18 protein-coding genes are annotated in these 18,656 nt (G+C 68.9%); 12 read left to right on the forward strand and 6 right to left on the reverse strand.

Annotation, left to right across the window (positions count from 1 at the left end):
• The first annotated feature begins 59 nt into the window (after positions 1–59).
• Genes priA through OG555_RS30500 form a run of 5 tightly spaced genes read left to right on the forward strand, consistent with a single transcriptional unit; the run spans position 60 to position 6,851 of the window.
• Entirely contained in the window at positions 60–797 is a 738-nt protein-coding gene (gene priA, locus OG555_RS30480) for a bifunctional 1-(5-phosphoribosyl)-5-((5-phosphoribosylamino)methylideneamino)imidazole-4-carboxamide isomerase/phosphoribosylanthranilate isomerase PriA (protein ID WP_329475996.1), read from the forward strand.
• Positions 794–3,109 (forward strand): HAD-IB family hydrolase, encoded by a 2,316-nt coding sequence (locus tag OG555_RS30485; RefSeq protein WP_329475997.1) that lies wholly within the window; start codon positions 794–796, stop codon positions 3,107–3,109. Before priA ends, OG555_RS30485 begins: the two co-directional genes overlap by 4 nt.
• Complete coding sequence (locus OG555_RS30490) at positions 3,109–4,305, forward strand: zinc-dependent alcohol dehydrogenase (RefSeq protein WP_442914543.1); 1,197 nt, start codon at positions 3,109–3,111, stop codon at positions 4,303–4,305. Before OG555_RS30485 ends, OG555_RS30490 begins: the two co-directional genes overlap by 1 nt.
• Positions 4,306–4,338: 33 nt before the next feature.
• On the forward strand, positions 4,339–5,919 hold the full coding sequence (locus tag OG555_RS30495; protein ID WP_329475999.1) for a lactate racemase domain-containing protein: 1,581 nt from the start codon (positions 4,339–4,341) through the stop codon (positions 5,917–5,919).
• Positions 5,919–6,851: a lysophospholipid acyltransferase family protein gene (locus OG555_RS30500; RefSeq protein WP_329476000.1), complete on the forward strand. Its 933-nt coding sequence runs from the start codon at positions 5,919–5,921 to the stop codon at positions 6,849–6,851. The genes OG555_RS30495 and OG555_RS30500 overlap by 1 nt, the downstream gene beginning before the upstream one ends.
• A gap of 58 nt (positions 6,852–6,909) precedes the next feature.
• On the opposite strand, the gene OG555_RS30505 is transcribed toward OG555_RS30500, so the two are convergent.
• Entirely contained in the window at positions 6,910–8,094 is a 1,185-nt protein-coding gene (locus OG555_RS30505) for an SGNH/GDSL hydrolase family protein (protein WP_329476001.1), read from the reverse strand.
• 109 nt (positions 8,095–8,203) lie between these two features.
• Here OG555_RS30505 and hisF point away from each other — a divergent pair, with 109 nt between their 5' ends.
• The 4 genes from hisF (at position 8,204) to OG555_RS30525 (ending at position 11,636) form a co-directional block, all read left to right on the forward strand.
• On the forward strand, positions 8,204–8,965 hold the full coding sequence (gene hisF / locus OG555_RS30510; RefSeq protein WP_329476002.1) for an imidazole glycerol phosphate synthase subunit HisF: 762 nt from the start codon (positions 8,204–8,206) through the stop codon (positions 8,963–8,965).
• Positions 8,962–9,444 (forward strand): MarR family winged helix-turn-helix transcriptional regulator, encoded by a 483-nt coding sequence (locus tag OG555_RS30515; RefSeq protein ID WP_329476003.1) that lies wholly within the window; start codon positions 8,962–8,964, stop codon positions 9,442–9,444. Before hisF ends, OG555_RS30515 begins: the two co-directional genes overlap by 4 nt.
• A gap of 78 nt (positions 9,445–9,522) precedes the next feature.
• Positions 9,523–10,029 (forward strand): MarR family winged helix-turn-helix transcriptional regulator, encoded by a 507-nt coding sequence (locus tag OG555_RS30520; protein ID WP_329476004.1) that lies wholly within the window; start codon positions 9,523–9,525, stop codon positions 10,027–10,029.
• A complete protein-coding gene (locus tag OG555_RS30525) occupies positions 10,029–11,636 on the forward strand; it encodes an MDR family MFS transporter (protein ID WP_329476005.1) in 1,608 nt (535 codons plus the stop codon). Before OG555_RS30520 ends, OG555_RS30525 begins: the two co-directional genes overlap by 1 nt.
• Here OG555_RS30525 and OG555_RS30530 read toward each other — a convergent pair.
• Positions 11,633–12,889: an MFS transporter gene (locus OG555_RS30530; protein WP_329476006.1), complete on the reverse strand. Its 1,257-nt coding sequence runs from the start codon at positions 12,887–12,889 to the stop codon at positions 11,633–11,635. The two genes, OG555_RS30525 and OG555_RS30530, sit on opposite strands and share 4 nt — an antisense overlap.
• Positions 12,890–12,911: 22 nt before the next feature.
• Entirely contained in the window at positions 12,912–13,499 is a 588-nt protein-coding gene (locus tag OG555_RS30535) for a winged helix-turn-helix domain-containing protein (RefSeq protein WP_329476007.1), read from the reverse strand.
• A gap of 124 nt (positions 13,500–13,623) precedes the next feature.
• On the opposite strand from OG555_RS30535, the gene OG555_RS30540 reads away from it, so the two are divergent.
• Complete coding sequence (locus OG555_RS30540) at positions 13,624–14,124, forward strand: RNA polymerase sigma factor (protein WP_329476008.1); 501 nt, start codon at positions 13,624–13,626, stop codon at positions 14,122–14,124.
• Positions 14,117–14,719: a hypothetical protein gene (locus tag OG555_RS30545; protein ID WP_329476009.1), complete on the forward strand. Its 603-nt coding sequence runs from the start codon at positions 14,117–14,119 to the stop codon at positions 14,717–14,719. The genes OG555_RS30540 and OG555_RS30545 overlap by 8 nt, the downstream gene beginning before the upstream one ends.
• Here the strand turns inward: OG555_RS30545 and OG555_RS30550 are convergent.
• Genes OG555_RS30550 through dacB form a run of 3 tightly spaced genes read right to left on the reverse strand, consistent with a single transcriptional unit; the run spans position 14,709 to position 18,223 of the window.
• Positions 14,709–15,650 carry a GNAT family N-acetyltransferase gene (locus OG555_RS30550; protein WP_329476010.1) on the reverse strand — a complete coding sequence of 314 codons (942 nt, stop codon included), beginning with the start codon at positions 15,648–15,650 and terminating at the stop codon, positions 14,709–14,711. The genes OG555_RS30545 and OG555_RS30550 overlap by 11 nt on opposite strands.
• A gap of 5 nt (positions 15,651–15,655) precedes the next feature.
• The gene (locus OG555_RS30555) at positions 15,656–16,606 is read right to left on the reverse strand and encodes a GNAT family N-acetyltransferase (RefSeq protein ID WP_329476011.1); all 951 of its coding nucleotides are present in this window, start codon (positions 16,604–16,606) and stop codon (positions 15,656–15,658) included.
• A 45-nt stretch (positions 16,607–16,651) separates the two neighbouring features.
• The gene (gene dacB / locus OG555_RS30560) at positions 16,652–18,223 is read right to left on the reverse strand and encodes a D-alanyl-D-alanine carboxypeptidase/D-alanyl-D-alanine endopeptidase (protein ID WP_329476012.1); all 1,572 of its coding nucleotides are present in this window, start codon (positions 18,221–18,223) and stop codon (positions 16,652–16,654) included.
• 100 nt (positions 18,224–18,323) lie between these two features.
• Here dacB and OG555_RS30565 point away from each other — a divergent pair, with 100 nt between their 5' ends.
• On the forward strand, positions 18,324–18,629 hold the full coding sequence (locus tag OG555_RS30565) for a hypothetical protein (protein ID WP_329476013.1): 306 nt from the start codon (positions 18,324–18,326) through the stop codon (positions 18,627–18,629).
• Positions 18,630–18,656 lie beyond the last annotated feature (27 nt).

An 18,656-nucleotide genomic window follows, 5' to 3' on the forward strand; every position in this document is an offset into this window, starting at 1 on the left:
ACGACTCAGCGGGCCTCCGGGTTACGGATCCCGGAGGAACGCCCTCTAGGGTGTGGGCCATGTCTGAGAACCTGGTGCTGCTGCCTGCCGTGGATGTGGCGGACGGTCAGGCGGTCCGGTTGGTGCAGGGCGAGGCCGGAAGCGAGACGTCGTACGGCGATCCGCTGGCCGCTGCGATGGCGTGGCAGGACGCGGGTGCGGAGTGGATCCACCTGGTCGACCTGGACGCGGCGTTCCGCCGGGGCAGCAACCGTGAACTGCTAGCCGAGGTGACCGGCAAGCTGGACGTCCAGGTCGAGCTCTCCGGTGGCATCCGCGACGACGACTCGCTCGAGGCAGCGCTCGCGACCGGAGCGCGCCGGGTCAACATCGGCACCGCCGCGCTCGAGGACCCGCAGTGGTGTGACCGGATCATCCAGCAGTACGGCGACCGGGTCGCGATCGGGCTCGACGTCCGCGGCCGGACCTTGGCGGCCCGCGGCTGGACCAAGGAAGGCGGCGACCTGTACGAGGTGCTCGAGCGGCTGGAAGCGGCCGGCTGCGAGCGGTACGTGGTCACCGACGTCACCAAGGACGGCATGCTCCAGGGCCCGAACCTGGACCTGTACCGCGATCTGTGCGCGCGCACCGCGAAGCCCATCGTCGCCTCCGGCGGCGTCTCCAGCCTGGACGACCTGAAGGCGCTGAGCACACTGGTCCCGGACGGCGTCGAAGGCGTCATCGTGGGCAAGGCTCTGTACGCCGGTGCGTTCACCCTGACCGAGGCACTCGAGCTCACGCGTGGAGGCGAGAAGTGAGTCTGGCCGACAAGCTCAAGGACAAGAAGGTCCTGGTCACCGGCGTCACCGGGTTCGTCGGTGAGGCCTTGCTGCATCGGATCATCGGCGACCTGCCGGGCACCACCGTGGTCGCGATCATCCGCCCGAAGGGCTCGCTCACCGGCACCGACCGGATGGCGCAGCTGCTGAAGAAGGACATCTTCAAGCCGTTCTACGGCGAGGGCACCGAGCACGCCGACGCCGAGGCGCTGTCCGCGGCCCGGATCCGGGTGATCGACGGCGACCTGTCCGACGTACCGGAGCTGCCGACGGATCTCGACATCGTCGTGCACTGTGCCGGCGACGTCAGCTTCGACCCGCCGATCCACGAGGCGTTCACGACCAACGTGCTCGGCACCAAGAGCCTGCTCGAGCGCATCGATGAAAGCCGCGCAGGGACCGGCCGTCGTATTCATTACGTGCACATCTCCACCGCGTACACCGCCGGACGGCGCCGGGGCGCGATTCCCGAGGCGTCGGTCGAGCACACCGTCGACTGGCGGGCCGAGGCCGAGGCCGGGATGGCGATGAAGTCCCGGATCGAGGAGCAGTCCCGGTCCGCGCCGATGCTGGGCAAGTTCCGCAAGGACGCCGAGAAGCTGCACCGTCGCGCCGGTCACCTGACGGCCGCGGCCGACACCGAGCGCCGCCGTACCGAGTGGGTCGCGAAGAAGCTGGTCGAGACCGGCACGGAGCGGGCCCGCAGCCTCGGCTGGACCGACTGCTACACGTTCACCAAGGCGCTCGGCGAGCGCGTGGTCGAGGAGTTCTCGTCGAAGCTGCCGACCTCGATCGTCCGGCCGGCCATCATCGAGTCCGCGGTGCAGAGCCCGCACCCGGGCTGGATCGAGGGCTTCAAGATGGCCGAGCCGCTGATCCTGGCCTACGGCCGCGGCGAGCTGCCCGAGTTCCCGGCCAGCCCGGACTCCGTGGTCGAGATCATCCCGGTCGACCACGTCGTCGGCGCGATCTGCGCCGTGATGGCGACCGAGCCGGAGCTGTCGAAGCCGGAGTACTACCACGTCAGCTCCGGGGCGCGGAACCCGCTGACCTTCGAACAGCTGTACGCCGGAGTCCGCGCGTACTTCTCCAAGCACCCGTTCGACCTGGGTGAGCGCGGCGCGGTCCGGCTGCCGGTGTGGAAGTTCCCCGGCGGCGACTCGGTCGAGTCGATGCTCCGGTACGGCGAACGCGCGCACAAGCTGGCCGACGCCGTGATCACCCGCGTCCCGCGCGGCGAGCGGACCCGGAAGTACGCCCGCGAGCTCGATGTGCAGAAGCGCCGGCTCGACTTCCTCCGCCGCTACATGGATCTGTACTCCGAGTACGCCCAGGCGGAGCTCCAGTTCATCGACGACAACGTGCTCGCCCTGCACAACGCGCTCGAAGGCGACGACCAGGAGAAGTTCTGGTGCGACACCTCGATCGTCGACTGGCAGCACTACCTGCAAGAGGTGCACTGCCCGAGTGTCACCGACTCGCTCCGCCGGCTGGACGTCGTACGCAAGAAGCGGAACAAGGCGCTGGCCGAGTCCGCCGGGGTGCTCAAGAAAATCGACGAGCCGGCTGGTAGCAACACAGACGCGGAGGTGATCGCCGCGTTCGACATGGACGGCACGCTGCTGTCGTCGAACGTGATCGAGACCTACCTGTGGATGCGGCTGCCCGAGCTCGACAGTCACCAGCGGGTCGGCGAGATCGGCTCGATGCTGCGCCGGCTGCCGAAGCTCATCTCGGCCGAGCGCAAGGACCGGGGCACGTTCCTCCGCACGATCTACCGCCGCTACGAGGGCGCCGATCTGGAGGAGCTGAACCGGATCGTCGACGAGATCCTCGCCGAGCATGTGCTGGAACGGCTGAGCGGCGCTGCCGTACGACGGATCCGCGAGCATCGCGCGGCCGGGCACAAGACGATCCTGATCACCGGCGCGATCCGGCCGCTGACCCGGCCGCTCGAGCCGCTGTTCGACGAGATCGTCGCCGCCGAGCTGGCGGTTGACGACCGCGGCCGCTGCACCGGCTTCCTGTCCGGGCCGCCGCTGGTCGGTGAGTCCCGGGCCGCGTGGATCAAGCACCGCGCCCGCGGTACGAACATCGACCTGTCCAAGTCCTACGCCTACGCCGACAGCCATTCGGACCTGCCGATGCTGACGACCGTCGGCAATCCGGTCGCGGTCTCGCCGGACGTGTCGCTGTTCCGGGCCGCCCGGGCCGCGCGCTGGCAGATCGTCGACTGGAAGACCCCATCCACCTCGTCCCGACTGGAGCTCCCTGGGGTGAACGCCCGATGATGCTCGCGCTCGAGATGTACCGGTCGCCGGCCAAGTTCCTGGCGGCCAAGGCGGTCGGCGGCCGCATCCCCGGCATCCTGACCGGTCCGGCCGCGCCGCTGCGTCTTGTCACGATCAACGAGCCGAAGGCCGAGCGGGAGGGCTGGGCGCGGATCCGCCCGATCCTGTCCGGCATCTGTGGCTCCGACCTCGGCATGGTGACCGGGTCGACCAAGCTGTACTTCTCCGCGGTGGTGTCGATGCCGTTCGTGCCCGGCCACGAGATCGTCGGCGAGCTGCTCGACGACTGCGAGGACCTGCCGAAGGGCACCCGCGTCGTGATGGACTCCGTCCTGACCTGCGCCGCCCGTGGTGTCGAGCCCTGTGCGGGCTGCGCGTCCGGCAACACCAACCGGTGCGACCGGATCACCGTCGGCCACGTGGCGCCGGGCCTGCAGACCGGGTTCTGCCACGACACCGGTGGTGGCTGGGGCAACGTGATGATCGCGCACCGCAGCCAGCTGTACGCCGTACCGGACGGGATGTCCGACGAGCGGGCCGTGCTGGTCGAGCCGTTGGCCGGTGCGGTGCATGCCGCGCTGCGGGCCAAGGTCGAGCCGGGGCAGTCGGTGCTCGTCAGTGGTGCCGGTGCGGTCGGGCTGTTCGCCACGCTCGCGTTGCGGGAGCTGACCCAGGCCGGCCGGATCACGGTGGTCGCCAAGCACGCGAGGCAGCGTGAGCTGGCGCGGGCGTTCGGTGCCAGCGACGTGGTCGCGCCCGACGAGGTGTTCCGCGGCGTCCGGCGGTCGACCGGCGCGTTCCGGCTGAAGCCGGACTTCGGGGCGGGCGAGTTCCTGCTCGGTGGTGTGGACGTCGCGGTCGACGCGGTCGGCAGCAAGGACTCGATCGACACCGTGCTGCGGGTCACCAAGGCCGGCGGCCGGGTGGTCCTGTCCGGGATGCCGGCCAGCGGCGCCGACCTGTCGCCGGTGTGGTTCCGTGAGCTCGAGGTGACCGGCACTTACGCGTCCGCGCGGGAGGAACCGAACGGCCGCCCGGCGTTCGAGACCGCGCTCGACCTGGCCGGCCGGGCCCCGCTGGACGGGATCGTCGGGGCCCGCTACCCGCTGTACCGCTGGCGCGAGGCGATCGACCACGCGCATTCGGCCGGCCGACTCGGCACGGTCAAGGTCGCATTCGATGTGAGGGCCTCATGAGGGCGCCGAACGTACGACGAGAGAGGTTCTGACATGTCTCGGCCAGGGTTTGTGCTTGAGGTTGACGACCGGACGCCGCCGCTGCTCGTGCACAACGGTGAGGGCTTCCTGCTGGAGCGGTTCCCGCTCGGCACCCGGGTGGTGTACCCGCCGGAGGCGCTGCCGCCGGTCCGGGACGTCGAGGAGGCGATCCAGAACGCGCTGCTGAACCCGATCGACTCCGAGCCGCTGCCGGAGTTGCTGCACGCGGGGATGCGGCTGACCATCGCCTTCGACGACATCTCGCTGCCGCTGCCGCCGATGAAGAAGCCGGACATCCGCCAGCGCGTCATCGAGGCCGTCCTGACGCTGGCCGCCGACGCGGGCGTCGACGACGTCGAGCTGATCTCGGCGAACGCGCTGCACCGCCGGCTGACCCCGAACGAGTTGCGCGACATCGTCGGCGAGCGGGTCTTCCGGTCGTTCTTCCCCGACGGCAAGCTCTACAACTTCGACGCCGAGGACACCGCGAACCTGACCCACCTGGGCCAGACCAAGCACGGCGAGGACGTCGAGATCTCCAAGCGGGCGGCCGAGTCCGACCTGCTGGTCTACGTGAACGTGAACCTGGTGGCGATGGACGGCGGCCACAAGTCGACGTCGATCGGGCTGGCGTCGTACAAGTCGCTGAAGCACCACCACAACAGCCACACGATGATCCACTCCCGTTCGTTCATGGACCACAAGGCCTCGAAGATGCACCACTCCGCCTGGCGGATGGGTGAGGTGCTGACCCAGCACGTCAAGGTGTTCCAGATCGAGACGACGCTGAACAACGACATCTTCGGTGGTCCGCTGGAGTTCCTGCAGAAGCGCGAGTGGGAGTGGTCGATCAAGGACCAGGCCTCGATGCTCGGCACCAAGCGCGCGCTCGCGGCGGCGCCGAACAAGCTGCGGCACCGGATCTTCACCGACGTCCGGTCGAACTACGGGCTGACCGGGATCCACGCCGGCGCGATCGAGCCGGTGCACGAGAAGACCATCGCGAACGTGCACCGCCAGCACCTGGTCGAGGTGCAGGGTCAGTCCGACGTCGCGATCATGGGCGTGCCGTTCGTCGGCCCGTACAACGTGAACTCGGTGATGAACCCGATCCTGGCCGCCTGCATGGGCCTGGGCTACTACTTCAACTCGTACCGGGGCAATCCCGTGGTCCGCAAGGACGGCGCGGTCATCCTCTACCACCCGGTGCCGTACGAGTTCAGCCAGCTGCACCACCCGTCGTACGTCGACTTCTTCGAGGAGGTGCTCTCGGAGAGCACCGACCCGGCGACGATCGAGGCGAAGTTCGAGAAGCAGTACGCCGAGGACCCGTGGTACATCCACCTGTACCGGACGTCGTACGCGTACCACGGCGTGCACCCGTTCTACATGTGGTACTGGATCTCGCACGCGCTCGACCACTGCGGCGACATCGTCTGGGTCGGCGCGAACCGCAAGACGGTCGAGCGGATGGGCTTCCGGTCCGCATCGACGCTCCAGGACGCGCTCGAGATGGTCAGCCACTCGGTCGGCCGGTCGCCGTCGATCACCTACCTGCACAACCCGCCGCACCTGCTCGCGGACGTGCGCTGATGGGTACCGGCCTGGTGAAGTTCAGCCGGGACACCGCGCGTGACGTGAAGCAGGTCGCGCGCGGCTGGCGGTGGGGCCGGCGGCCGCAGGTGCCGCGGTCGGCCGAGCCGTACGTGATCCCGAAGGAGACCTCGGTCTTCCCGACGAAGTGGGCCCGGACGCCGGCGGCGATCGCGGTCCGCGAGGTGCTGCAGAAGGGCGCACTCAACTCGGTGCTGCGCTTCGAGGTGAACCCGCAGGTGAGCGGGCTCGACTCGCTGCTGAAGCTCAACGGCCCCGCGCTGATCGTGGCGAACCACTCGTCGCACCTGGACACTCCGTTGCTGCTGTGCACGCTGCCGGACGGTATGCGTCGCAAGACCGCGGTGGCCGCGGCAGCGGACTACTTCTTCGACACCTGGTGGCGGGCGACCGCCTCGGCGATCGTGTTCAACACGTTCCCGATCGAGCGTCGGGGCGGCAAGCTCAGCTCGACCCCGGGCGACCTGCTCGCGGACGGCTGGAACGTCGTCGTCTTCCCGGAGGGGACGCGCTCGCCCGACGGCTGGATGGAGCGGTTCCGGATGGGTGCGGCGTACCTCGCCGTCGAGCACCGTGTGCCGGTGATCCCGGTCGGCATCAAGGGTTCGTTCGCCGCGATGCCACGTGGCCGCGGCTGGCCGATCCCCGGCCGCCCGGCGGTCGCGGTCCGGTACGGCGATCCGCTGCACCCGGCCGAGGGGGAGAGCGCGCGCGAGTTCGCGCCGAAGATCTCCGCCGCGGTCTCGGCCCTCCTCGACGAGGAGTCCACCACCTGGTACGAGTCCCGCCGTCGCGTCGCGGCCGGGCAGTCCCCGTCCCAGTCCGGTCCCGACGCCGCCCGCTGGCGCCGCGTCTGGGAATCCACCGCCCCGATCAAGCCGGCCCGCACCAACCACCGCGCCTGGAAGTAGAACCTCGTTACGTCCGAAGATCTGTGGGCTATCAGCCTCAGATCTTCGGACGCAACGGTCAGATGGTGCCGGCGGCGACAGCGGCCAGCGCCGCGTAGCCGGCGTCGTTCGGGTGCAGGTGATCGCCGGAGTCGTACGCGGGGTCGAGCCGCTGCTCGTCCGCCGGATCACCGACGGCCAGGGCGAAGTCGGCGACCGCGTCGTACTGGCCCGAGGTGCGGATCCAGTGGTTGACCTGGTCGCGGATGGCCTCCGCCCGGGCGAACTCGGCCGGTTCCATGTAATCGGCCTTGAACGGCGTGATCGTGCCGCCGACGATCCGCACACCGTGCGCGTGCGCGGCGGCGATCATGCGGCGGTAACCGCCGATGAGTTGCTCCGCGGTGACCCTCGGAGTGACGCCGCAGCCGAAGTTGTGCTCGCTGTCCCAGATGTCGTTCTCGCCTTCCTCCACGATCACGGTGCGAACCCCCGGCTGCCCCAGGGCGTCGCGATCGAACCTGGACACGCCCTGCGCGCCGAAGCAGGGCAACTCGCTGAGCAGCAGGTTGCCGGTGATACCGACGTTGGCCACGCCGAGCCGACGTGTCCGGAGCCGCTGTGCCAATGCGTCGGAGTAGCGGTGATCGGCACCGACGGTCGAGTTGTGTCCGTTGGTGATCGAGTCGCCGAACGTGACGACAGTGCCGGTCGCGCCGGTCACGTCGACGCCGGTGAGGTAGTAGACCGAGTGACTGGTCTCGCCACCGGCCGCGTCGTCGTACAGATGGTTGTCGTCGGCCGCGTACGTCGTGGTGAGGGCGTCCTCGTGGAAGGTGGCCGGCCCGGTGGCGCCGTCGACGTACAGCGAGAACGTGAGTTGTTCACCGGCGGTGGTCGCGAGGTTCAGCGGGTCCGAGGTGATCGTCCGGCCGGTCGCGATGGTGGTCCGCGGTGAGCCGTGGAAGGTCGCCGTCAGGTGCCGTTCGCCGAGTGTCAGGCCGGTGAGGTGGAGCGGCTTGGTGCCGTACTGGTTCGAGAGCCGGATCCGCAGGCTCCGGCCGCCCGTGCTGAGCCGGATCGTCTGCCGGATCGTCTGGTGATGGAAGCCGGTCGTGCTCCAGTTGCCGGTGGCCGGGGTGGGACGTTGCATCGCCGTCGCCCAGGCAGCCGACCAGGTGGGATCGCGAGGCATGGCTTGCGCCGGCGACGTGACGAGCGCCGCGGCGGTCAAGGCAAGCGCGGCGAGCAGGGTGGTGCGCATCGTGGTCCTCTCGTAGGGAAGATCCGATAGTTGCAGGGCATCTAGTTGCAATGCAACTAGATTTCGAGGAAGACCAGGTTTGCGAGGTTCGAGTCGGTACCCTTTCCGCGTGACTCTTGCCGTGCGCGTGATCCCTTGTCTGGACGTCGATGCCGGGCGGGTGGTCAAGGGTGTGAACTTCACCGGCCTGCGGGACGCCGGGGACCCGGTAGAGATGGCCCAGGTGTACGACGCGGAGGGCGCCGACGAGCTCACCTTCCTCGACATCACCGCGTCCTCGGGCTCGCGCGAGACGACGTACGACGTGGTCGGGCGGACCGCCGAGCAGGTGTTCATCCCGCTCACCGTGGGCGGCGGGGTCCGCGAAGCGGCGGACGTGGACAGGCTGCTGCGGGCCGGTGCGGACAAGGTCGGCATCAACACCGGCGCGATCGCCCGGCCGGAAGTCATCCGGGAGATCGCCCACCGTTTCGGCAACCAGGTGCTGGTGCTGTCCCTCGACGTACGGCGTTCCGCGGAGCAGCCGAGCGGGTTCGAGGTGACCACCCACGGCGGCCGCCGGTCGGCCGGACTGGACGCGATCGAGTGGGCTCAGCGCGGGTGTGAGCTGGGCGCAGGGGAGATCCTGCTGAACTCGATGGACGCCGACGGCACCAAGCAGGGCTTCGACCTCGAACTGATCCGGGCGGTCCGCGAGGTGGTCGACGTACCGCTGATCGCCAGTGGGGGAGCGGGGGCGCCGGAGCACTTCCCGCCCGCTGTCGAGGCCGGGGCGGACGCCGTACTCGCCGCCAGTGTGTTCCACTTCGGGGACTTCCGGATCGCGGACGTCAAGAAGGCGTTGCGCGACGCCGGGATCGTGGTCCGGTGAGTGTGCAGATGCCGGACACCGGACGATCGGAGCACGGCGAGCAACTGGTCGCGGACATCGAGCAGCAACTGTCCGCCCTGTTCCGCCGATCCCGGTCTGCCTCGCTGCGGCTCGCCCGCCGGGTGCACCCCGAGATGGACGCGGCCGGCTACGCGCTGATCTCCCAGATCGAGCTCGGTACGGCGAGCGGTGGCGCCGGGGTCCGTGCGTCGGACGTGGCCCAGGTCCTCGGCCTGGACAAGTCCACGGTCAGCCGCGGCATCACCCAGCTCGAGAACCTGGGCCTGATCGAACGGGTCGGCGACCCCGACGACGGCCGCGCCCGGCTGCTCCGCCTCACCACCACCGGCGCCGAGCGCTTCGACGCGATGCGCGCCCAGCGCCAGACCGAGTTCCGCGCGATCCTGACCCGCTGGAACCCCACCGACCTCGCCGACCTCGGACGCCTCCTGGCCCGCCTCAACACCGACCTGGGCTGAGTTCACCCGCAGTCAGCAGGTATCCACAGGCTGCGTAGATGGTTGTGGAAACCAACTAATTCGGTATATAGTTGGGTTATGCAACTAGCTCAGCAACCCCTTGTCCCGGGGGTAGAGCGGGACGCGTCGGCCCAGGAGCTGCTCGAAGGTGTCAGCTCATTGGTGCGGGCCGTGCGCTGTATCGAACATCGGCACCTGATGCCCGACGGCGGTCTGCGCCGTTCCGACGCGAGTGTGCTCAAGGTCCTGCTGCGCGACGGCGAGCAGCGTGGTGGCGAGATCGCCGCCAAGCTCGGCGTCGACGCGTCGGTGGTGAGCCGGCAACTGACCGCCCTGGAGGCCGACGGACTGGTGAGCCGTCGACCGGACCCGGCCGATGCCCGGGTCGGGCTGGTCTGCCTGGCGCCGCGCGGAAGGGCCCAGTTGGAGTCCCTCTACTCGTCCTACACCCAGCATCTTCGTGCCGCCCTGGCGGACCTCGACGACGACGCGCTGCTGGCCGCTGCGGACACCATGCAGCGGATCGCGCACGCCATCACCGAGGCCAGTCAGGTCGTGCGGCGCACCCAATCGACTGGAGACTGATGACTGTCACGGAGACCCGGCAGCAGCACCTGCCCGCTGCACCGGAACTCACCCATCGCGAGATCCTCGAGATCCTGATCGGCCTGCTCGCCGCGCTGTTCACGGCGATGCTGAGCTCGACGATCGTCAGCAACGCTCTGCCGACCATCATCGCCGACCTCGAAGGCACCCAGACGCAGTACACCTGGGTGCTGACCGCGAGCCTGCTGGCCACCACGGTGTCCACCCCGATCTGGGGCAAGCTCGCCGATCTGATCAACAAGAAGCTGCTGGTGCAGCTGGCGATCTCGCTGTTCGTGGTCGGCTCCGCTCTGGCCGGCCTGTCCCACAACGTGCCGTTCCTGATCGGTGCCCGCGTCCTGCAGGGCCTCGCGATGGGCGGTCTGATGGCGCTGGCGCAGGCCATCATCGGCGCGGCGATCCCGCCCCGCAACCGCGGCCGGTACTCCGGCTACATGGGTGCGGTGATCGCGGTCGCGACCGTGAGCGGCCCGCTCATCGGCGGCGTCATCGTCGACACCTCCTGGCTGGGCTGGCGCTGGTGCTTCTACGTCTGCGTCCCGCTGGCCGTGATCAGCCTGGTGATCCTGCAGAAGTACCTGCATCTGCCGACCTTCAAGCGTGAGGTCCGGATCGACTACCTCGGCGCGATCCTGATCGCCGTGGCCGCGAGCCTGCCGCTGCTCTGGGTCAGCTTCGCCGGCTCGGACTTCGCCTGGATCTCCTGGCAGTCGGCCCTGTTCGTCGGTGGCACGCTCCTGTTCGGCCTCCTCGCCGTACTGGTCGAGAGCCGGAGCCCGGAGCCGCTGGTTCCGCTGAAGGTCGTCAAGCAGCGCACCACCGCGCTGGCGATCGTGGCGAGCGTAGCGGTCGGCGTCGCGATGTTCGGCAGCGCGCTGTTCCTCGGTCAGTACTTCCAGATCGCCCGTGGCTACAGCCCGACCGAGGCCGGCCTGCTGACGATCCCGATGATGCTCGGCTCGTTCCTCGGGTCGATCGGCTCGGGGCAGATGATCACCCGCTACGGCAAGTGGAAGCGGTACCTGGTCAGTGGTGCCATCCTGTTGGTCATCGGCCTGGTCCTGCTCGGCACGATCGACCACACCACGCCGTACTGGTACACCGGTATCGGCATGCTGGCGATGGGGCTCGGCATGGGTATGACCATGCAGAACCTGGTCCTCGCCGTACAGAACACGGTCGACGTCCGGGAGATCGGCGCGTCGAGTGCCACGGTCTCGTTCTTCCGCAGCCTCGGTGGTGCGGTCGGCGTGGCGGTGCTGGGCGCCGTACTCGCGGCGCGGGTCAAGGACCTGATCATCCAGGGTCTGCTGGCCGGACCGGGCGGCGCCGAGGCGGCGCGGAAGCTGCAGGAGGGTGGATCCGGCGGCACGAGCCTGCTGGACGTCAACCACCTGCCGCCGCAGCTGGCCGAGCTGGTGCGTCAGTCGTACGGCGACGCCACCGGACGGGTCTTCCTGATCGCGGCCGCGTGCGCCCTGGTCAGCCTGGTGGCCGTGTTCTTCATCAAGGAGGTTCCGCTGCGGCGCACCGTCGCCAAGGTCGACGAGATCGAGGACCTGGTCGACAGCAGCGTGCACGACTAAAGCTCAGGTGGTTGCAGACCGGTCAGGTCGCGGGTGCGGATGATCGGTGAACGGACCAGCCAGAGCACGGACAACAGGCCGCCGGCCGCGGAGACGAGAAGGGTTTCGCGAACACCGATCCAGGTGCCGAGGAATCCTCCGACGACCGCGCCGAGCGGCCTGACGCCGTAGTTGATACTGCTGAAGGCGCCCGCGACGCGGCTGCGCATGTGGTCGTGGATGACCGCGGCCTGCAACGAGTTCAGCGGTACGTCGAAACACATCACGGCGAAGGACGCGACGAACTCGCCTGCGGCCAGCGCGGCGGCGCGAACCCAGACCGGCCCCTGGGCGAGGACCACCAACGCCATGGCGCCGGGGAATACGATCGCTCCGGCTGCGATCACCCGGCCGGCCCCGAAGACCCGGGTCAACGGCCCGGCGGCGATCGCGCCGAGGAGTCCGCCGGAAGCGCCGATGCCGAAGGCAAGACCGATCGTGCCGGCGGACAGCCCCAGGGTGCGGCTCGCGAACAGCACCAGCAGTGCCATTCCCATCATGTTGAAGAAGTTGACCGTGGTCGCACAGCCGAGGCTGCCCCGCAGATACGGGTGCTTGAGCACATAGCGCATGCCGGCCCGGGCTCGGCTGAGCAGCGGCTCCGATGCCTCGTCGGCCTCGCCCGGTGGGATGTCGAGCCGGCTGATCTGGACCGCCGAGAACACGAAGGACAGCGCGTCCACGACGATCGCGACCGGCGCGCTCAGCCACTGCACGAGCACACCACCGACCGCCGGACCGCCCATGAACGAGATGGATCGGGTCACGGACAGCTTGCTGTTCGCCTCGAGGAAGTGGTCCCGGTCGACCAGCCGGACGAAGAACGACGCGTAGGCGGTGTTGAACACGACGTGCGCCGTACCGGTCAGGATCGCGATCGCGTAGAGCTGGCCGAGCGTGAGCAGGTCCAGCCAGTACGCCGCCGGAAGCGTGAGCAGCAGGATCGTCCGGGCCAGGTCGGCGGCGATCATCAACGGCCGTTTGTCCCGGCGCTGGTCGACCCAGGATCCGATGAAGAGGCTGGCCAGGTTCGGCAGCCAGACCGCGGCGGTCAGGAAGCCGACCTGGCTGGGGGAGGCGTCGAGCACGGTGACCGCGATCAGCGGCAGGGCGAGCTCGGTGATCCGGTCGCCGAACTCGGACACGGTCTGCGCGGACCAGAAGGTCCGGAATCGTCGGTCGCGCCACAGGCTGGTGGCGGAGAGTGTCCGCACAGTAATCCCCCCAGGATCCGGGTCAGGTGGTTGCTTCGGGCAATGACATGCGGAGGTAGCGGACCGGCTGCGCGCCGGCCGGTGTGTCGCCGGCGTCGCGGCGCTGGACGTACGGCGCGAGCAGTTGCTCGATCGCGGACTCGATCGCCTCGGCCTCCGCGGGCGTGAGGACCAGGAGGGTGTTCGCGGATCCGGCCAGCCGGCTCCACTCGGGATCGAGGACGGGCTCGGTCTCGGCGATCCAGTGCTGGGCGGATTCGAGCGCCTGGTTCATCATCTCGGTCCGCAGCAGGCGCCCCGCCTCGGTGCCCTCCGGGGTGTCCGGCATCGCGTACCGGAACCCACGGGCGACCGCGTTCCACCACCGCTGCCGCCGGTCCGACCCACTCGGTGGTGGGCCGTCGACCACCAGGCCGAAGGTCGCCAGATGCCGCAGGTGCCAACTGGTGACCGACGGCGAGGCACCGACGTGCTCGGACAACTGCGTGGCGGTGGCCGGGCCGTTCTTCTGCAGGTAGCTGAGCGCGGCGAGCCGAACCGGATGCGCCAGCGCCCGCATGGCCTGTGGGTCGGTGATCTCGAAATCGCCGTACGGATTTCTGAGAGACATGTTTCGAGAGTAATCTCTCAGATCTCCGGGGGGCAACCCCGGAGACTTTCTCCCCGGCGGACGGAACCGGACTGGCAGGTCGCGCGTGTTAGCCGTGTAATGAGCGGTGGGGAGGTGGTACCGGGTGCCGGACGACCCTGAGCTGGTGTCGGACGTGGCCGCGCTGTACCGACGGACCTGGCCGCGGCTGATCGGCGTGCTGGTGTCGATCGGGGGATCGCGGGCCGATGCCGAGGAGGTCGCCCAGGACGCGTACGTGAAGCTCCTCGCCCGCTGGGACTCGATCCGCCGGTACGACGATCCGGAGGCCTGGGTCCGGGCGGTCGCGGTCCGGACGCTGATCAGCCGGCTGCGCCGGCAGCAGGTCGCACACCGGGCGCTGTCCAAGCTCACCGGCCGGCCCGGAACGGTTCGGGGACCGGATGGCGATGCCCTCGACGTGGCGGCCGCGCTGGCCCGGATCACGCCGGATCAGCGGGCGGTCGTCGTACTGCATCACGTCATGGATCTGCCGGTGGAGCAGATCGCAGAAGAACTGCAAGTCCCGCCGGGAACGGTGAAGTCCCGGCTGGCCCGAGCCCGGCATGCACTCGGTCCGGTGCTGGAGGTGTCCGAGAATGCGTAGCCCTCTGGTCGAGTACGTCGACAAACAGACACCGGACGAGGCGCCGCCGTTCGAGTACGTCGAGCAGGCCGTCCGGGAGCGGCGCCGGCGAAAGTACGTCGTGTCCGCTGCAGTCGCGGCGGTCGTGGTCGTGGCCGGCATCATTGCGGGCATCGGGGTTCCGCGGGCACTGCGTGAACCGGTCACCCCGCAGCCGACGCCCACGGTGCCGGCGCCGACGGCGCTGGACGACGGTCCGCCGCCGCAGCAGTTCAGGATCGGTTCCATCCGGCTGTTGCTGCGTGGCGAGATCGCGGTGACAGCGGTCACCCCGGATCCTCGCGACGCATCGGTGCTCATCGTGAACGTCGCGCCCGACGAGATCGCGATCGAGCCGTGCGCGCCGAACACCATCGTCCGGATCCTGTCCCAGGACGACCAGTCGATCCGGGTCGCGGCGTACCGGTACGGCGTCGGACCGGATCAGAACGAAGGCCATCTGTGCGCCCAGCGGAGCAGGGCGCCGACCACGCTGCGGATCAGGCTGCGGAGCCCGCTCGACGGCCGCACCGTGTACGCCGGCAGCACCGGTCAGCGAGTCGTCCTCAGACCGTGATGGTCCGGCGCCAGATGTCGCTGATCAGGTCGGGCCGCATGCCGACCCCGGTGTAGAGCGCGACCGCCGGCGTGGGGTTGCTGCTGTCCACGTGCAGGATCGTGCCGGATCGTCCGGCGGCGGCGTCGACCGCAAAGGCGTCATGCAGCAGGAACTTGGCCAGGCCGCGACCGCGAGCCGACGGGACCACGGCCAGCCGCCCGATGTACCCGCAGTTGTCGGTGCTGACGAAGTTGTCGTTGCACTCGGTCACAGCGACCGCCTGCCCGTCGAGTTCAACCGTGGTCAGCTGAGACCAGTCGAAGGTCGATCGGCTCTCCCGCGACGCCGCCCACTCCTCGAACGGCCGCGGCAACGCCGACGGCTGCCCCCTGAAAGCCTCGATCAGTACGGCGTGCGCCGCCCGGCGACTCGGTTCGTCGAGGGCCCCGCGCCGTACCACTGCACCGTCCGGCGCCGCGGGTGCCGGGACCGGGCCGTCGAAGGTGATGCGCATGCGATGCACCGACGTACCGAGCTCGAACCCCCGGGCGGAGACGATTCCTCGCAGGAACTCGTCCTGCCGGATGACCGCGACGCTCATCAGCACGTCGGTTCGTCCAGCGGCTTGCGCGACCTCGACGGCCCGGCGCGCGGCCCGATCAAGCAGCCACGTCACGATCGCGGGCGTCTCACTCAGCGCTTCGACGTTCACTCGCGACCCGTCGCCGGAAGACATGGCAGTCGCGGATCCGGCGAAGCGGCAGTCTGGGTCGAGCACGACCCATCCGTCCGTCGTGGGGTGGAAACCGGGGTCGCCCAGATAGTTCGCGACGTCCTCGGGGCTGTGCTTCGCAAAGCCGAGCAACGCCCGCGTGTACGCGCCGGATCGCTCGGCGATCGTCGCGGCGTCGTCCAGCCGCATCGGCCGGGCGGTGTAGCCGGCGGGCAAGATCGTCAGGCCTCCACCTCCAGCTGCCAGACATCGATCACGAGCGACGCCGTCATGCCGACCGAGAGATACAGGTCAAGCGCCGGCGTCGGATTGTTGGTGTCCACGTGCAGGATCGTGCCGGTCCGGCCCGCCGCCGCGTCCAAGGCGAACTGGTCGCCGAGCAGGAACGTCGCGAGCCCCCTTCCACGGGCCTCCGGCACAACTCCCAACCGCCCGATGTAGGTGCAGTTCTCGTCCTCGACGTACTGATCTGTGCACTCGCGAAACGCCACCGTCCGGCCGTCCAGGTCGAGCAGCGTGATCTGCGACCACTCGAATGTCGACTGGTTCTCGTGTGCCGCATGCCATTCCTCGTACGAGCGTGGGCTGAATCCGAACTGGCCTGCGAAGGACGCGTTCAGCACGCCCTGCGCCGTCCGCCGGCTCGCATCGTCGGGCGCACCCCGGAGCACCGTGATCCCGGCCGGGACCTCGGGCGCGTCCACCGGCCCGTGGTGGTCGATCCGCATCCGGTGGTAGGTCGTACCGGACGTGAAGCCGTTCTCGGCCAGCCAGGCCGCGCGGAACTCGTCGGCGCGGTAGACACCGATATCCAGCAGCACGGACGAATGCCCGAACGCGTCGGCGATCTCGCGCGAACGCCGGGTGATCTCACCGAGCAGGTAGCCCATCACCGCCGGATCGGCGGTGATGACGTCGATGGCAAGCTGGTGATGGTCGCCCTTGCCGAAGACCGAGCCGTAGCCGACCAGCCGGTTGCCGTCGAAGACCAGCCAGCCGTCGGTCTCGGGTTCGAATCCCGGATCGGTGAGCTCGTCGATCATGTCGTCGAGCGTGTAGTCGGCGAACCCGATCACGGCGGTGTTGGCGGCGGCTACCAGGTCGAAGACCGCCTCCGCGTCGTCCTTCGTCGGTGGGCGAACGGTGTGGGTATCCGGCAGGACGGCGGTCATTCACCCATCGTGGTGAACGACCGCCGTACTGTCGAACGGATTAGCTCAGCAAGCCTTGTCCCACTCCAGGTCACAGGTGGTCTGGGTGGTCTTGAGGCTGTTGGGCGAGACTGCCGCCGGAGCGGCCTGGTCCGACCAGGAGGCCAGCGTGACGCCGACCGCGTCCTCGATCGAACGCGGGCTGACCAGGTAGTTGTTGCTGAGCATCGAGAAGACCAGCTTGCGGCCGTCCTTGGTGCTGACATAACCCGACAGCGCCGTCACACCGGTCAGCGAGCCGGTCTTGCCGTGCAGGTTGTTGGCGGCCGGGGTGTTGAGCATCCGGCTGCGCAGTGTCCCTCCGACGAAGCGTTCCGGGTTGCCGGCGATCGGCAGCGCGTCGTACCACTGCTGCCACCACGGCTCCTTCTTGGCGCCGATCAGTACGTCGGTGACGCTGTCGGCGGTGACGTTCACCTTGCGGGACAGGCCGGAGCCGTCCGAGAGCCGGATCCGGCTGGTGTCGACGCCGATGCTCTGGGCGTAGTCAGTGACGACGCCCAGTCCGGCCGACCAGCTGCCGTCGGCCTCGACGACCGCGCCCATCGCCTTGACCAGCGTCTCGGCGTGCATGTTGTTGGACAGCTTGAGGAACGGCGTCATCAGTTCGCCGACCGTCATCGACTCGTCCCGGGCCAGCTGCTTGGCGGTCGAGGGAGTGGCGGCGTTCTCGATCCGGCCGCTGACCTGGATGCCCTGGGATGCCAGTGCGCGCCGGAACACGTCGGCCGCGTAGAGCTCCGGCTCCCACACCGTCACCCATTCCTGACCCACCGAGGCGCCGAGCGGAACCGAACCGGTCACGCGGACGATGTTGGTGCCGTGATCGCGCTCGATGTTCAGCGTGTTGGACGACCCGGCCGCGCCGGTCGTCGCGGTGTTGATCAGCTTGATGACGCCGTTCGCCGGCACCAGGGAGAGCTTCACCGGTGTACCGGCCGCCGCTCCGGGCCGGCTCTCGACGATCGCCGTACCCGAGTCGTAGTCGGTGTTCGGGGCGAGCGTGAGGGCCGAGATCTGGGCGTTGTAGTAGAACGGCTCGTCGTCCCAGGCCCAGCTGTCACCGAGCCGGACGTGGTCGAAGTACGTGTCGTCGGCGATCAGGTCACCGTCGACGCGGCGTACGCCGGCCGCGCTCAGCTGCTTGGCCAGTCCGACGTAATCGGACTCCAGTGCGGTCGGGTCGCCGTACCCCTTGAGGTACAGGTTGCCGCGCAGCTTGCCGCCGACGACGGGCGCGGTCGCCAGCACATCCGTGTGGAAGCGGTACGACGGGCCGAGGACGTGCATCGCGGCCGTCGACGTGAAGAGCTTGGTGTTCGACGCGGGCAGCATCCGCTGGGCGCCGTTCCGGTCGTACAACGTCTCGCCGGTCGTCGCGTCGCGGACCACCAGCGCGACCTGCGAGCCGTCGTACCGGCTGTCGTTCAGCAGGCTGTCCAGCCGCTGTTGCAGCGCCGTCCCTTGGACGGCGGTCGGCGCTCCGGCCGATTGGGAGACCACCCCACCGACGGCCGCCGCCACTGCGGCGACGGAGGCGACCATCGCGCGCCCCGACACTCTCGGTAAATACTTCACGAGAAACTCCCTCAACCCAGGCGGAAATCAACTAGCGGGAGTCTCCACCCCGGATCGCCCCGGGTCCAGTGATCAGCGCGATTGACCTCTCGCTCTTCAGGTGAATCGATGGAAAAGTTCTCCGCACAGGTACCCGCCCGACTACGCCGACTCCTGGGTGGAGAACTCGGTCTTCGCGCCGGTCGCGGGTGGTTACACGCTGCACGTCGGGTACGCGAACGGCTCGGGTGCGACCGCCAGCCACGGACTCGTTGTCAACGGCAACAGTCAGGGTGTGCTCAGTTACCCGGTCACCGGCTGGGACAACTGGCAGCCGGTCTCGGTGACGCTCAACGCCGGGTGGAACACGATCCGCCTGACGAAGGGTGATCTGCACACGGAGGTCGACTACCTCGAGTTGCAATGAGGCTGCCGGGTCAGGGGATCACCCCGC

The organism is Kribbella sp. NBC_01484 (genome assembly GCF_036227145.1).
Taxonomy (GTDB): Bacteria; Actinomycetota; Actinomycetes; order Propionibacteriales; family Kribbellaceae; genus Kribbella.